16 protein-coding genes and 3 pseudogenes are annotated in these 14769 nt (G+C 56.8%); 5 read left to right on the forward strand and 14 right to left on the reverse strand.

The genetic code is table 11. The features are described from left to right. The first annotated feature begins 201 nt into the window (after nt 1-201). On the forward strand, nt 202-1881 hold the full coding sequence (locus tag ACXPVS_RS08705; protein WP_458509563.1) for a thiamine pyrophosphate-binding protein: 1680 nt from the start codon (nt 202-204) through the stop codon (nt 1879-1881). Between the two features lie 122 nt (nt 1882-2003). Next, nucleotides 2004-3221 carry a DUF3422 domain-containing protein gene (locus ACXPVS_RS08710; RefSeq protein ID WP_458509564.1) on the forward strand — a complete coding sequence of 406 codons (1218 nt, stop codon included), beginning with the start codon at nt 2004-2006 and terminating at the stop codon, nt 3219-3221. Between the two features lie 32 nt (nt 3222-3253). On the opposite strand, the gene ACXPVS_RS08715 is transcribed toward ACXPVS_RS08710, so the two are convergent. From ACXPVS_RS08715 to ACXPVS_RS08725, 3 genes are all read right to left on the reverse strand, one after another. Next, complete coding sequence (locus ACXPVS_RS08715) at nt 3254-4372, reverse strand: glycosyltransferase 61 family protein (RefSeq protein ID WP_458509565.1); 1119 nt, start codon at nt 4370-4372, stop codon at nt 3254-3256. Between the two features lie 74 nt (nt 4373-4446). After that, complete coding sequence (locus tag ACXPVS_RS08720; RefSeq protein WP_458509566.1) at nt 4447-5601, reverse strand: hypothetical protein; 1155 nt, start codon at nt 5599-5601, stop codon at nt 4447-4449. Nucleotides 5602-5867: 266 nt separating this feature from the next. Further along, nucleotides 5868-6065: a hypothetical protein gene (locus ACXPVS_RS08725; protein ID WP_458509567.1), complete on the reverse strand. Its 198-nt coding sequence runs from the start codon at nt 6063-6065 to the stop codon at nt 5868-5870. Nucleotides 6066-6425: 360 nt separating this feature from the next. Here ACXPVS_RS08725 and ACXPVS_RS08730 point away from each other — a divergent pair, with 360 nt between their 5' ends. Continuing rightward, a complete protein-coding gene (locus tag ACXPVS_RS08730; RefSeq protein WP_458509568.1) occupies nt 6426-6866 on the forward strand; it encodes a hypothetical protein in 441 nt (146 codons plus the stop codon). Here ACXPVS_RS08730 and ACXPVS_RS08735 read toward each other — a convergent pair. Next, on the reverse strand, nt 6863-6985 hold the full coding sequence (locus tag ACXPVS_RS08735; protein ID WP_458509569.1) for a hypothetical protein: 123 nt from the start codon (nt 6983-6985) through the stop codon (nt 6863-6865). The genes ACXPVS_RS08730 and ACXPVS_RS08735 overlap by 4 nt on opposite strands. A 72-nt stretch (nt 6986-7057) precedes the next feature. Between ACXPVS_RS08735 and ACXPVS_RS08740 the strand changes: the two genes are divergently transcribed. Beyond that, nucleotides 7058-7984, forward strand: a complete 927-nt coding sequence (locus ACXPVS_RS08740) for a universal stress protein (protein ID WP_458509570.1) — start codon at nt 7058-7060, stop codon at nt 7982-7984. A gap of 72 nt (nt 7985-8056) precedes the next feature. On the opposite strand, the gene ACXPVS_RS08745 is transcribed toward ACXPVS_RS08740, so the two are convergent. The 5 genes and pseudogenes from ACXPVS_RS08745 to ACXPVS_RS08765 all read right to left on the reverse strand — a co-directional run. After that, nucleotides 8057-8869 carry a class I SAM-dependent methyltransferase gene (locus ACXPVS_RS08745; protein WP_458509571.1) on the reverse strand — a complete coding sequence of 271 codons (813 nt, stop codon included), beginning with the start codon at nt 8867-8869 and terminating at the stop codon, nt 8057-8059. 37 nt (nt 8870-8906) lie between these two features. Next, nucleotides 8907-9175: pseudogene (locus ACXPVS_RS08750) on the reverse strand (DUF4242 domain-containing protein). Nucleotides 9176-9456: 281 nt separating this feature from the next. Then, nucleotides 9457-9867 (reverse strand): SRPBCC family protein, encoded by a 411-nt coding sequence (locus ACXPVS_RS08755; RefSeq protein ID WP_458509572.1) that lies wholly within the window; start codon nt 9865-9867, stop codon nt 9457-9459. Between the two features lie 116 nt (nt 9868-9983). Further along, nucleotides 9984-10276: pseudogene (locus tag ACXPVS_RS08760) on the reverse strand (DinB family protein); the annotation flags it as partial. Between the two features lie 71 nt (nt 10277-10347). Then, nucleotides 10348-10557, reverse strand: a pseudogene (locus ACXPVS_RS08765) (FAD-dependent oxidoreductase); the annotation flags it as partial. Nucleotides 10558-10704: 147 nt separating this feature from the next. Here ACXPVS_RS08765 and ACXPVS_RS08770 point away from each other — a divergent pair. After that, a complete protein-coding gene (locus tag ACXPVS_RS08770; protein ID WP_458509573.1) occupies nt 10705-11022 on the forward strand; it encodes a DUF2388 domain-containing protein in 318 nt (105 codons plus the stop codon). Nucleotides 11023-11316: 294 nt separating this feature from the next. On the opposite strand, the gene ACXPVS_RS08775 is transcribed toward ACXPVS_RS08770, so the two are convergent. The 5 genes from ACXPVS_RS08775 to ACXPVS_RS08795 all read right to left on the reverse strand — a co-directional run bounded on the left by ACXPVS_RS08775 (nt 11317) and on the right by ACXPVS_RS08795 (nt 14611). Beyond that, nucleotides 11317-11985: an HAD-IA family hydrolase gene (locus ACXPVS_RS08775; RefSeq protein WP_458509574.1), complete on the reverse strand. Its 669-nt coding sequence runs from the start codon at nt 11983-11985 to the stop codon at nt 11317-11319. Between the two features lie 249 nt (nt 11986-12234). Next, nucleotides 12235-12642 carry a response regulator gene (locus ACXPVS_RS08780; protein ID WP_458509575.1) on the reverse strand — a complete coding sequence of 136 codons (408 nt, stop codon included), beginning with the start codon at nt 12640-12642 and terminating at the stop codon, nt 12235-12237. A 183-nt stretch (nt 12643-12825) separates the two neighbouring features. Further along, nucleotides 12826-13137: a pentapeptide MXKDX repeat protein gene (locus ACXPVS_RS08785; protein WP_458509576.1), complete on the reverse strand. Its 312-nt coding sequence runs from the start codon at nt 13135-13137 to the stop codon at nt 12826-12828. Between the two features lie 71 nt (nt 13138-13208). Further along, a complete protein-coding gene (locus tag ACXPVS_RS08790) occupies nt 13209-13994 on the reverse strand; it encodes a molybdopterin-dependent oxidoreductase (RefSeq protein ID WP_458509577.1) in 786 nt (261 codons plus the stop codon). Beyond that, nucleotides 13991-14611 (reverse strand): cytochrome b/b6 domain-containing protein, encoded by a 621-nt coding sequence (locus ACXPVS_RS08795; protein ID WP_458509578.1) that lies wholly within the window; start codon nt 14609-14611, stop codon nt 13991-13993. The genes ACXPVS_RS08790 and ACXPVS_RS08795 overlap by 4 nt, the downstream gene beginning before the upstream one ends. Nucleotides 14612-14769: the final 158 nt, after the last annotated feature.

Genomic DNA, 14769 nt, shown 5'->3' on the forward strand with positions numbered 1-14769 from the left:
GTCACTGGGCGACGTGAAGTCCGACTTCAATAGCTGAGGGAATGAAGTGCTGAGCAATCATCGTTTGTACCCCTATTCGATGATGCTCAGAATTCGTGGCGCAGTCGTTAGCCGTTGGTCTTCCAATTGACCGAGTCAGTCCCTGTCAGAAAGAGCGTCATTCACCCTTTCACACCGCACCATTCGACTCAGGAGATAACAATGAATAAAACCATTTCTCGTCGTAGCGGAGGTCAGATATTGGTGGATGCCTTACGCATCCATGGCGTCAAAAGAGCTTTTTGTGTTCCGGGGGAAAGCTACCTAGCGGTGCTCGACGCATTGCATGACGTGCAAGAAGAAATCGATCTGGTGGTGTGCCGCCAGGAAGGTGGGGCGGCCTATATGGCCGAAGCCTACGGCAAGCTCACTGGAGAGCCTGGCATCTGCTTCGTGACCCGAGGCCCGGGTGCAACGAACGCCTCGGTTGGCGTTCACACTGCGTTCCAGGATTCATCGCCGATGATTCTGTTCATTGGCCAGGTCGCTCGCGATCAACAGTATCGCGAAGCCTTTCAGGAAGTTGATTTTCGCCAGATGTTTGGCCCCTTGGCAAAATGGGTCGTGCAAATAGACGACACCCGCAGAATTCCCGAACTGATCAGCCAGGCGTTCCACCGAGCGGTCAATGGCAGGCCTGGGCCTGTCGTGGTCGCACTGCCAGAAGACATGCTGACCGAAATGGCGGAAGTCAGTGATGCCGGGCCTTTCAAACGCGTATTGATGACCCCGGCAGTCGAGCAAATTGCCGCCATGCAGCAACTGCTCGAGCGATCAGAGCGGCCATTGATGGTGCTGGGGGGAAGCGGTTGGGATGCCAAGTCAGTGCACGACATACGGCTTTTTGCTGAACAGCAAAATATCCCGGTTGCCGCCTCCTTTCGCTGCCAGGACCTGTTCGACAATCGACACCCAAACTATATCGGTGATCTTGGTTTCGCCGCGTCAGCGCAGCTGTCCTCAGCAGTAAAAAACGCCGACCTGCTGTTGGTCGTGGGCTCCAGAATGGGCGAGGTTTCAACGGGTGGATATGCTGCCTTGGACATCCCGGTACCGAAGCAAACCTTGATCCATGTTCACCAAGGCATCGAGGAGTTGGGACGGGTTTACCAACCTGCGTTAGCGATAAACAGCAGCCTGTCGACCTTTGCCAAATCAGCCGCAAAACTTCCGGCGGCGACCTGCCTAATAAAGAGCGAATGGACGCGCACCCTGAACAAAAACTACCGCGAAAATCTGCAACACTCGCCCTCCCCTGGCGATGTGCAAATGGCGGAAATCATTGGGTGGTTGAACCGCAGTCTTCCGGACGACGCGATCCTGACCAATGGTGCCGGAAACTATGCCGTCTGGCTTCAACGCTTCTATCAGTTCCGCCAGTACCGCACACAGCTAGGCCCTACCAATGGCTCTATGGGCTACGGCGTTCCTGCGGCGGTGGCCGCCAAACTGACTTGCCCGGACCGAGTGGTGGTGTCGTTTTCAGGTGATGGCTGCTTCTTGATGAACGGTCAGGAGATAGCGACTGCCGCGCAATATGGGGCCAATGTGATTTTCGTGGTGATCAACAACGGAATGTACGGAACCATCAGAATGCACCAGGAACGCAATTACCCTGGACGCGTGTCAGGCACTGAACTGCGCAACCCGGATTTCGCCGCACTGGCCCAGGCCTACGGATTGCATGGCGAGGTGGTAACTGCTACGTCGGAATTTGCGCCAGCGTTTGAGCGCTGCCTTGAAATATCCCGGCCATCCTTGATTGAGGTCAGAGTCGACCCTGAAGCCTTGACCCCCCGACTCAGCCTGACTCAGATCAGAGAGCAATCAAGCAACACGTAGCCCGTTTCTTGTGTTTTTGGCGCCTGACTCACAATTTACAAGGCGCCTTTTTTGAGCGTGTGACTCATTAGTTCATCGACCTGTCCCACCTACAACAGCAGTCGATCAATGGCGTGAAGAGCATGCATCCGCAAAGACAAACCCTGCACAACGAACTGCACGCGCGGCCGTCACTGTATTTCGACGAGCCGGCCCATGTATTTCATCTGGCCTTCCTCGGCGGGGACATGGCGTGCAATGCACTGCTGGAGCGCTGCTGCCCTGCTCCGATCGATCCTCATGCCGCCCAAGGCATCACCCAACTCGATGGCCACGCCCTGAAATGGGAACGCCACGCCGAGTTTTTTACCCTGACCCTGGTGGTCACTTCCTCTTGCGATGACGTGTCCTGGACATCGCTGCCCGAGGTGCTCGCGCAACAAGTCGACGCGCATTTGCCGCAGCTGATCAACTCGGTGCAGATCGTCGTGCGTGGCGAAGCCGATCTGGACCTCGCAGGCTACGGCTTCAAGGACCCGTGCGGCTCCTGCGTAGGTGGTGGCGATGCGGTGGTCTGGAGCGATTTTCGTCTCAGCGAGGACGGCAACAACCACATCCTGTTCGTCAACCGGCGCCTCAACGCTTACCGCCAAGGGCGGATGATCCGCCGTCTGCTGGAAATCGAGACCTACCGCATGATGGCCTCGTTGTCGTTAACCACAGCCAAGACCTTGAGCGCGCAACTTGATGTCTTTGACAAGACCTTGGTCATCCTCTCCGAGCGTAACGCCGACGCTGACAGCGGCAACGCGAAAGCGCTGCTGGCGGACATCTCCAACCTGTCAGCGCAAGTGGTGAGCAACACCGCGAAAACCCGCCACCGCTTCAGTGCCACCCAAGCCTATGCCCAACTCGTGTACGAGCGCCTGGGCGAATTGCGGGAAAGTCACGTCGGCGATTGCCAGCGCCTCGGGGTGTTCATTGAGCGCCGTTTCAAACCCACCGTCAGGTACTGCACCGCCACCGAACAACGCCTGGAGCACCTGGCCAAAAGCGTGGCCAACCTGGGCGACCTGTTGCAAGCGCGGGTTCAGGTGGAAATGGAAGAACAGAACTCGGAAATTCTCAAAAGCCTGAACGCCCGCGCCGATGCACAGATCAAGATCCAGCGAGCCGTGGAAGGTCTGTCGATTATCGCCATTACTTACTACCTGCTGAACCTGCTCAAGCTTGGCTACTCAGGGTTGCACCTGCTCGGTGTCGAGGTGGCCCCGCGAGAGGCGATGCTGGCCATGACGCCCCTCGCGATCGCCATCCTTGCGCTGATTATCTTGCGCATCAAGAAAGTCAAAGAGCACTGATACGGTGAATCGCACGGAGGCACCATCACCCATCAGGAAGGGAACAGGTCCAGTGTGCGCTCAACCTCTTGAATGTCGATTCTGAAGCCATCGCCCTCTGGCGTTCCAACCACAAAGCCAAAGTTCTGGTTGTCGCGATCCGTCAGGTATTTGAAGTAGCTGACGAAACGGTTCGGTGGCTGCAGTACCAGCAGCGAACCACCCTGCGGCAGTACATTGACACCATGTACGAGCTGGCTCCCTTCGACCCCCACCACGGTCCGCGCCCCGGCACACGTCGCCACGATGGTCGGGACATCGGTTTTCAAAGGGTTGATTATGCTAAATCCCCTACGCTTGCGCAGATGTTCAGCGAGCTCCATTTCATTGCGCAAAAAGCGCAAGTCGCCGTCCCCACCCCGGAGAATGAACACGCCAGGGTGAGGCGCATAGCTCACGTGCGACAGTAGCTTTTCACCCATGGCACGGAAACGTAAGTGCCTGTTTTGATTGTTGCTCACATCGTCGAACAGCACGAGCTCACGAAAAAACGCACTGCGCAAGCGAAGCGGCTTCATACCGAACCAGTCCTCATAAGCGGGGGCCTGGGTAAATAGAGGAAACCTGGCGGATGGCGCGGTGGTTATCGGGACGCCTTCGTCGCATGCCAATGAATAGGTCGGGCAGTCCTCCATTAACCATGTACCAAACCATGTGTTTCCATTTTGCGTGCAGTAGGCGGCACCGCGCTCGATCTCGTTTTCCACGAGAATTCGCGGAAACAAACCGGGTTTGAGAGACAACCAGTGACTTGCATTGTTCTTGTAGAGCGCCCCATCGATCAGCCAGACATCCTTGATCAGGTAGCCACGTGTCGGGCCTTGTACTACGTTGCCCAGCCCTTCCATTGTGCGAGCGGGATGCTCGAAAGGATAAAAGCGCTTCGCCTCCCATCCTGTGACACGGTCCATTTGATTGGGCAGGAAGAATGCAGGCGGAGAATACGATGTCCCTCCCGGCGCAATATCCCAGGTTTTCGCCGCCACGCTTTTTAAGTTGATCTCTGCCTTTTGTGCGAGTCTTTTTCTTGCCATATACCTGTAGGCGGCCAGGGTCCATTTTTTTCGATTGCCAGTGATCGCAGTACTTATTGGCGAGACATCACTTTCCATGAAAAGTCCTCCCTGCGGGACAGGGTCAATAATCAGACGCGAAGCGCTCTATTTATTTCAGTTCTGGAAACTGCTCAGCTGGATGCAATCCTTTTCATAATGGGTGGGGCCTGCAAACTGGCGTAGCGACTACGCAAGGTTTCAAGAAACTGTTCGCCCGAGCTTTTGGCGCAATAAAGATAAATTTTGTGCAGCCCGCCAAATACCATTTCGTGATAACGGCTGGCGACCTCCTCATCGCTTGGCCCGTCCGGCAAGCCGAGGTGAAGGGTCAACTCCTTTCCTTCGACAGCGAATAGCGGCGTGTCCCAGAGGAACTTGGCTGTCCCTGTCTTGGGCAGCCGGACAAACATATAAGCGTGGTTTCCCAAGGAATCAATATCGCCGCCGCGCCTTCTTTTCCATTTCAGAAGTCCGTCATCCGGCCGTGCCAGGCAAAGACCGATGTCGTAGTAATCGAAGCCATTTTCTATCGCCCATTCAAGTGCCATGAAGGTGGTAATCGAGTTGACCTCACGCAGTCTTTTGGCATCTGAAAAAATCGCCTCGGTATATCCGAAACGTAGCGTGCTCCAGTAGCGCTTTCCGCCCCGGGTTATTACGCAGCCAAGGTGACATGCAACAACCTCGTCCTCCAGCATGATCAGGTCGAGCCGGCCGACAGTCTTGGCTATTCTGAAGACCTCCTGCGTGGCAAATTGCGCAGCGTGGATGCCTTGCCTTGCCGTGGCATAAGGTCGAAGCATTTCCCTGTCTGCCTTTTCAATCTCTTCATCCAACAGCGTCTGGACCATTCGGTAGCGCGGTCGGTTCTTGCGTATATTTCGACGCAATTCGCTATCGTATTTTGTGGTGATCTCCTCAATGGATCGCCCCAGCGGTACGACGGCACTCAGATACAGGGGTACAAACAAGGCGCCCGACGTCGGCATTTCACTGACCACTACCACATGATTCGACGCGCCAGGCTCCGGCTCGCCGTCGACCATCGGGGAATCACCCTGGGACTTTCCCCTGATGAGAAGCTTGGCCATCTCCCGCTTCTTTTTCCTTCCGATATAGAGGATTTCGTAAGGACTTTCGTTCTGCACTCTGAACCTGGCAATCTCCCAGCGCCAGAAACACGCACGTCCAAGGATGTCCCGCAACCAGTTTGAAGCGTTTCTTATCTCATACCGCAATGAAGGAGATATGAGTTTGCGGACAACTGCCACCACGTTCTCTTTCATGTCTTCGTCATCCTTTGAACGTTCTTTTGGGTAGGTCAGAAAAAGATCAGGGCGGAACGTCAAGAGGCGTGCTTAAAGCTTGATATGAAAGACATATTTGATGAGTAACGCTCTCACGTTCAGTGACTAGTAAAGATCAAGGCCGCGACTTTGCAAGCGACATGGGGCGACGCCAGCCGTCTATTTCATGACGCCAGTTTTTCTTCCAGACCCAGTAGAAGCGCCGTCAGAATGGAGTAGTCGCGTTTTGGCCCGGTTAACCGACGTCACTCAGTGTTTGAAGCAGAGGCATTAAGAAAGGCATTCCAGGTTTCGTAAGCATCGTGATGCCGTTTGGTCGCCTCTTCCCATGCGGGTCCTGAAACACATTTGGAAGAGACCAGCGTCATCATGCCCATCGTTGCAGCGTCCAGCTCGATCAGGAAAGCGTGTGATTGGATCCTGAAATCTTCGACCGATGGCATTACGTGTTCCCCCAGCGGATTACACCGCTATTAAGGAGCGACTGCTCCTCGGGCGGTGGAGTACCGTCATCAGGGAAAATTCAGGCCGTCTGACCGCCGGTACATTTCGTTGCCCACGCTGATTGAGGCCGACAAAAAACTCGAACTCAGCCATGGCATTGAATCCAACGTTCGCTCAATGGAGGTCAGTGATATGAACCGCGATAACAGTGTTAACGACGTCGAACCCAGTAGCAGGAAGGAGGCGCTCAGTCTTCTACGGGGCTGGGCCGGTTCCGGTGCTACGCTTTCATTTCCTCGAATAGAGAATGAAACGATGTCCACCGAACTCACAATCCCCAGACTTTCACGTCGTTAACCATGAGCCGGATCCTGATCGGTGGTATCACCGTAGCGATTATTGGCACGATGACGTATGGATTTTTCCAATGGAAAATCGTCGAAAGGCAAAAACAGGACATGCTGTGCGGACAGGCCAAGCAGACGCTCAAAGGCGTAGAAATCCGAGCCCGGGCGTTGGTTGCCGGACTGTCTGTAGAAGCCTACGGCAAGGCTGAAGAGGATGAAGTGGCGACACTCATTGGTGCGCTCGACGCCGCCAAGAGCGACGCTGAGGTCGATTCGGTCATCGAGGCCCACGCGGCCACCATAGAAGCAGAAGATGCGGCTATTGACGCTCAGGTTGATACCCGAGGCGATCAGACATTCCTCGAGCAACGACTCGTGAAACAGCGGATACCGGTCGACGTAAAACAAGAACTGCAACGCGCCGCGAAGGCCGTTAGCGTCATGTGTAGTTAGCGTTCAAGCGTGCCCTGCCCCTCGGCCCCCAAATACCAGTTCTGGATATCCTCGCACGCGGCCAACTCGGCCGCCGAACCTTCATCCACCGCCCGGTTTACGGACGGGAGGTCGATCATGGTCAATACTTAGAGACTGGATGTACGTCGCACGAGCCGCACGTCGGGCGGCTAATCCACGGGAGGTTCATCATGTCTGGTCAATCCCGCTTCATGCTGGTTGCATCACCGCTGATGGAACACAGCCCTGCTTTCGACAGGGCCGCTGCGCTGGCCAAGGCCGAAGACGCAGCGCTGCACATCGTCGCCTTCGATTACCTTGAAGGCCTGGCGACCGCCAGTCTGGTCAACGAAAAGGCTCTGGAACAGATGCGCGTGGGCTACGTCGAGCGCCACCGCCAATGGCTTGAGGAACAGGCCCGTCCCTTGCGCAAAATCGGGGTGAACGTCACCACCGAAGTGGCCTGGGTCGAACGCCCATTGGAAGAGATCCTGATTCACCTCAAAGAGCAGCCGATGGATGTGCTGATCAAGACACTGGAGCATCAATCGCTGCTGTCGCGGTTGATCTTTACCCCTATTGATGTGCATTTGTTGCGCGAATGCCCGGTACCGCTGCATTTCGTGAGCCACGCAGTGCACGCTTTGCCGCGAAAAATCATCGCGGCGGTCGACCCCTTTCATCGCGATGACCATTACAAAACCTTCAACGACAAAATCCTTCACGAGGCGACGAAACTGGCGAGCGCCTGTAATGCCGATCTCGATGTGGTCTACGCCTATGACCTTTCATCCATCAGCGCTGACGAATTCGGCTTCGACAACGGGTCGGCGTTCTTCTCGTCGGGCAAGGCCAAGACCGTGTTCGATTACCAGGAGGATGCCTTCAACGAACTGGCCGAGCGCAACGGCATCGCGCCGCAGCAGCGGCACATGATCATGGGCAACCCGGCCAAGGTCCTCACCCGTTATGCCGATGCCTATGACGTTGACGTGATTGTCATGGGCCGGATCGGCCATCGCGGTATGGGCCGGCTGATCGGCAGCACGGTGGAGCATCTGCTGTACAAAATGCCGTGCAGTGTTTGGGTGGTGTACACCGAGCGGCTGGATGATTGATTGATTGACCTACCGGACAGCACTAAACCCTGTGGGGGCAACCTCACTCCCACTGGGTTTAGTGCTGCCAGGTCAACGCCGCGTAATCACCACTTCAAGGTATTCACTGGGCACCACCAGCGATTTTTCTCCCGCCCTGTTCATGCGGTTGATCAATTCGGTCATGTCGCTTTCCAGCCTGTGGGCGCCTTCGGGAGGCAGCGCCGCGAAGGCTTTGTGGACCGGGCCATACCAGGTGCGGAACGTATCGATGAAATGCGCGGCCGAGCGGTAACGGAAGTTGAAAATCTTGCGCGTCACCTGCAGTAGAAAATCACGTTCGTCGAACTGCGTGTGCAACCAGGCTTCGGTGCCCCACTGCGAAGGCGGTTGGACGCCTTGCGGTGGCGGCAGGTGGCGGCCGAGGGTCTTGAACATCTGACCGACAAAACCTTCGGGCGTCCAGTTGGCGAGGCCGATCCGCCCTCCGGGGCGACAGACCCGCGCCAGCTCGGCGGCGGCCTTGGGCTGGTCCGGTGTAAACATCACACCGAACGTCGAAAGCACGGCATCGAAGCTGGCATCCTCGAACGGCAAGGCTTCAGCGTCGGCCACTTGAAACATCACTTCCAGGCGTTCTGCCCTGGCCCGGTCTTCGCCGCGCTCCAGCAGCGTGGCCACATAGTCGGTGGAGGTGACGTGGCAGCCACGGCGCGCGGCGGCGAGCGTCGCGTTACCATTGCCGGCGGCCACGTCGAGCACGCGCTCATCGCAAAGCAGGTCGCAGGCCTCGGCGAGATGCTCACCGACGATCTGCAACGTGGTGCCGATCACGGCATAGTCGCCACTGGCCCAAGAGGCCATCTGACGGTTTTTCAAGGCAGTAAGATCAATGGGTGTACTCATGAATTCCGCTCCGTTGCGGGTTGGAACGCAACCCGGCTTATTCGGCCGTGGTGGGATCGATGATGGCCGTGACCTGGGCAATGCGGTTGGCCGCAAAACCGCTCTGCCTGGCGTGTGCCTTGATCAACGCTTCATTGGGCGCGATGTACACGCAGTAGAGCTTGTCACCGGTGACATAACTCTGCTGCCACTGCACCTCTGGCAAGTCGCGCAACGTCTGCAGGACTTTTGCGAAGCCGCTTTCAAATCCCTTTCTGACAGTGTTCCAGCACCTGGCATCTCGCGTTCTATGACGAACTTCGGCATGGCAACCGCTCATTCTTGTCATTGATGACAGGGTCGGCAGACCCTGTGTGCCAACTATCGCGCCGGGCAACGCTGACGTCCTGCCCGATCGTCGGCCAACCCTGTCCGATCGTCCGGAGATTTCACGCTCCGCCGTGACAGGCTCACAATCAAACTCACTACAGAAAGGCGAGGCGCCCTGTTTCAGCGACACCATTTTCTTGATGTTCAGGGCGGTAAACAGGCAAGCGACGCAGACGGCTTTGGTGTTCCCATGCTGCGTGGGAACGATCAGTACAGGATCAAGCCGGGTAGTTGGCGCGCAAGGCTTCCAGACCGCCCTGATAGATGCCGGTAAACAGCGCCACCACTTCCTCGTCACTCACACCGACAGGTGCAAACTGCCCGGACCACGTCACTCGCGCGCCCTGCTCCTGCGCTTCAACCCTGATAGTCGCTAGATAGTCAGTAGCCGGAAACGGCGCCTGTAAAATCGAATAACTGTAAGTCTTCCCAGCGTTATCAAACGCCTCCAACCGCTCAACCACCACCGCCCCGTCCGCCGTTTTCAAGCTACGTACCCGGCCGCCTTCACTTAGCTCGCTTTTGGGAATAAACGACAGCCAGTCCGGCAGTGAGTTAAAGCCGCCAATCAATTGCCAAACCTGGTCGGCGGTCGCCGGGATGTCGATGAATGCTGATGCTGTAGCCATGAAATATCGCTCTCAATCAATAAGGTTCAGATCGCCATGCTGTCGACGACAACGGCGAGGCAATGTAAGCCACCAGGTTGGCAACGTCCAAGACATCCGCAACACGCGGGAAGATCGAACTCGACGGGCTGACCCAGCCATTCATCGGTCTGCCGTTCGCTCCAGTCGCAGTACCAATGATCGATGTCCTTTTGCGCCAGACACAATTCAGCGAGTTCGGTTCGAGGTGAGCCTGCCAGATGCAGTCCACCACGTAGAGGTGGTTCAGCATGCCGATCATGTTCTTGAACACCGACACGCGTTCTTTATTGACCTCACCCGGTGGCAAGGCAGCCAGGCTGTCAAAGAGGCGTTGATTGGCCCCGCGCTTGTAATCGGTAAGCAGGCGGGCCGTGCGTACGTTAATCAGTAGAGTTCTCCCACTGTGATGGGCGCTCTGCCAAGCATAGCGCTCAGGGCGAGCGGCATTGCAAACGCTGATTACCGGTCGGAAAACGCCTCGACCACCCGATCGGCCAGCGCCAGGCAACGGGTCAAGCCCGGTGATTCGATTCCGAACCGGTTCACCAGCCCAGGCACACCATGCTCGGGCGACCCACTGATGACAAAGTCGCTCGCCCGCTCAGTCGGTCCGGTGATTTTTAGGCGGATGCCACTGTAGGTCGGTTGCAGGCTGTTATCGGGTAACGCCAGCGGGGTATGTGCGGCGCGGGGCTGAGTTTCTTCAGGCGCCGGTGTTTGACTGTTAACGCATCGACAGGGAACTCCTGGGGACCGCCACGCATCCTAAAAGATGAGGTACTCCCTTTTTGCTTCACGTTTTCAGAGGACACCGTCATGCGCCGTCTGATGATCATCTCTTCCCTTTTGCTGTGTTTACCCATCGGCTCCGCGATGGCCAAAGTGGATGCGGGCGATGTCGCCACGTCAGCCGGGGTTTCCGCATCGCTGTACTCGACGTTCAAGGATGACAAACGGGTGATTCCGGCCCGAGATGACGCCTCCAGCTTCGTTGCCAGTGGTGGCGCTATTCGTGGTGTTTATCTGGAGTCGTACTTAAAGCAGATTCGTCAGGAAAATCCTGGACTCAACGCCAGCGACGAAGACCTGGCCAGAGCCATCCTCGTCCAGCAAGGCGTAACTGCGGGGCAATGAAGACTGAAACGGTAGCGGCGAAGCATGGCAGAGCGCCTTAAGTATGAACGGTCCTGATCCAAGCTTAGTTCACCCTGCCCGGCGGCTACCGCTTCAGCGACAACGCGGTGCCGCCGTGGAATTGCCGAACACGCCTGACAGCGTCTGACGCAGGGCTTCGCAGGCGTCCCTCTTGTGGCCTTGGTGCAGGCCCCCGTTGCAGTCGCGGTGACGCTGATCGCTCGCATTTACTCCGAAGAAGGGCTGTTAAGGGCGCAGTTCGGCAACGAATACGGGGGTTATTAGCCATCCACATCAGATTTTCTGTAGGCGGACATGCCCGTCGGGGTCCACTAGCGTGACAACTAATTCATAGCTGGCGAGCGTGGCATGCGGGGTCTGGAGCGGATGGTCGTGGGTAGCGGTCACCACGATCAGGCCGGCGCCCGCCGCCTCGGCGGCGAGAATACCCACGGTGGCGTCTTCAAAAATCAGGCAATCGACCGGTTCAACGCCCAAGCGCTTGGCCGCCAGTCGATAGCCCGCGGGGTCGGGTTTTCCTGCACTGACGTCTTCGGCAGTGACCATCACCAAAGACTGCGCGATACCCGCTGCGGCCATCCGCCGCAGCGCCAATGCTTTCGGCGCCGAAGTGACGATCGCCCACTGGTTGGCGGGCAGCGACTTCAGGAAGTTCGCCGCGCCAGGCACCTCGATGATCCCCTCGACATCCTCGATTTCCGCCTCGGTGATGAACGCCGCTTCAGCCTCGGCATCCACCCCGGGCAACGCCAGGCGATTGATGGTGTCGATGGCGCGAACACCATGGATGGTGGGCAGGAATGAGTCGACATCGACGCCGTGGCGCAAGGCCCAGGCCGACCATATCCGCTCGGCAGCAGCAATGGAATTGAGGACGGTGCCATCCATATCAAACAGAAAAGCCCGGTAAGGGGTATTGAAGCCAGATTTTTGAGCAGACAAGGGAAGCTTCCTCTCGCAAGTGTCAGGCGGGTTCGCCGAGCAATGTAGCATTTGCGATGAGCTGTCGAACGCGGCCGTTAACGGCCCGCACACAATAAACCTGACACTCTTGGCCGTCGTGAAACATCGTCTTCATTTGAGCGCGCAGTTACGGTGAGTCGGTGTGCTTGTGAACATTGACCGCATGCTGAGCGGCGGCAGTCGACATATTTACGCGCCATGACCGTCTCCCCAGAGCTGCGGCAGACCCTACAGGGTACGTTTGGACTTCAAGGCACCTTCCACACAGTCCAGCAACTGCCCAAGCACCCATGGTTTTTTGATGAACGACACCGAATGCCTCACCCCGGAGCTGGCCGGCGTTTCGAAACCGGACATGATCATGATCGGTTTGTCGGGCCAGCGGTCGCCAAACAGATTGGCCAGGTCCGCGCCATTGAGTTTGCCCGGCATGGTGATGTCCGTGAGTAATAGACGGACGCCCTCGCAGTGTTGCTCAAGATACTTCAACGCGGCATCCGCGCTGGTCTGCGGTTCAACCACAAAGCCTTCCTCCTGAAGAATTTCGCAGAGAAACTCCAGGATCAACGGGTCGTCCTCAACCACAAGAATCAACCCGCCAAGGAGATGATCGCCCGCCCTCGATATGGGTCTCATGACTGTGCCACTCCCTGATTGCCCAAATGATTTCGCGCGCTTAAATCCGCTGCCTATCAGGTATGAGCAGCGGACTCGGCGCAAATTCATTTTTGATACAACCGGGAGATGAAATCAGGCACCCATACAGAGCTGTATGGGTGCCTGAAATCCAGGGTCTGGCCTCGAAGACGGGTGTGCCGATCAGTTCGACGGAGCGTCTTTTTTCATGGTGTCCTTGGACATCGCGTCCTTCTTCATTCCGTCCTTGGACATGGAGTCTTTGGACATGGAATCTTTCTTCATCGCGTCCTTGCTCATGGAATCCTTGGACATGGAGTCTTTGGACATGGAGTCTTTCTTCATCGCGTCTTTGTGCATGGCATCTTTAGACATTGAATCCTTGCTCATGCTGTCGTTGCTCATGCCGTTATTGGTTGTTGCATCGGCGGCAAACACGCTGACGGCGCCAAATGCCAGGCACATGGACAGTACGGTGGTCGCTAATTTTTTCATGATGAAACTCCTTGAAGCGTAGGTTGCGAATGAGCGCAGCGAGTGCTACGCAGTGAAGTAGCCAGGCGCCATCAGCTGCCACCGAACCAGTTGTAGCCCTGGTCTTCCCAGTAGCCACCCGTATAGGTGTTGGTGACGAAAATCGCCTGAATATGTTTGGGATTCTTGTAGCCCAGCTTGGTGGGCATACGCAGCTTCATCGGGAAGCCGTATTGGCGAGGCAGCACCGCGCCGTCATAAGTCAGCGACAATAAGGTTTGCGAATGCAGTGCGGTGGCCATGTCGATGCTGGTGTAGTAGTCGTCGGCGCATTTGAACCCGACATATTTGGCATCCGTGTCGGCACCGACCCGCTTCAGGAAGTCGCTGAACCGTACGCCGCCCCAGCGCCCGATCGCGCTCCAGCCTTCGACGCAAATGTGTCGGGTAGTCTGTTCGGTTTGGGCCATGGCGCGCAGTTCTTCCAGGCGCCAGTTGCGCTTGTCGGCGACCATGCCGGTCACTTCCAGCCGATAACTTTCTTCCTCCACCGTCGGTGCCTCGTCGATGCCGTAGAAGGCATTGAACGGAAACGGCCGGGTGATCATTGACTCGGGATAGGTCGGCGCCAGGGTATTGGGGTTGAACAACCAGCCCTGCACCCGATCGTTGAACCGGGACATGGAGGACAACGCAGTGTCGACACTCTCGTTGTCGGTGAGGTTGCAGCCGGACAACATGGCCACGCCGCCGAGCGTCAGACTGCGCATCAGGAACGAGCGTCGTGAGCGGTCCTCGATCTGTGGGGCAATGATTTTCCTGGCATCCGTCAGGATGGACGACTCGTCCAGCCCTGAGACTTGAATGCGCTTTTTCATACGACCTCCTTGCGACCGACAATCATGGCCCACAACGTTTTGGGAACCAGTGCGACCATCACCAGATGAACCGCGACAAAGGCCACCATTAGCGACATCGCGATGAAGTGCACGTGCCGTGCGCCTTCATAACCGCCCAGCAGTTCACGCAACAGAGGAAACTGGACGGACTTCCACAACACCAGGCCGGAAATTACCAGCAGGGTGATGTCGACCATCACGAACAGGTACGCCACCCGTTGCACCTGGTTGTAATGACTCAGATCGGCATGCCCCAACCGCCCTTTCAACGCCGCCCACAGGTCATGCAGGACACCTTTAGGCGAAACCGGGAAGAAGCGCCGCTTCAGACGACCACTGACGAGGTTGATGATCAGGTAGACAAGACCGTTGATGGCCAGAAACCACATCGCCGCGAAATGCCATTGCAATGCGCCTCCGAGCCATCCACCCAAGGTGATCGTTTTGGGAAAGCTGAAGTCGTAAAGCGGTGAGGCGTTATAGATTCGCCAACCGCTGGTGACCATGACCAGCACCGCCAGAGCGTTCAGCCAATGGGTCAGCCGTAGCCAACGGGGATGGCTGCTGACCGTGGGTGGAGCAGGTAACTGCGACATGATGGGCTCCCGGCGGTTGATCGATGGAGCCGAGTATGTGGGCCTAAAGATCGCCAAATCCTCACGTAAAGTTAAATTAAACGTGATAACTACCCCAATACCCTGCGCGAGTGAGCTTGCTCCCCCAGGTTTGCGTGGTCCGCCCTTGGCTCAATTGT

The sequence above is a fragment of the Pseudomonas sp. Ma2-10 genome, from assembly GCF_054330215.1.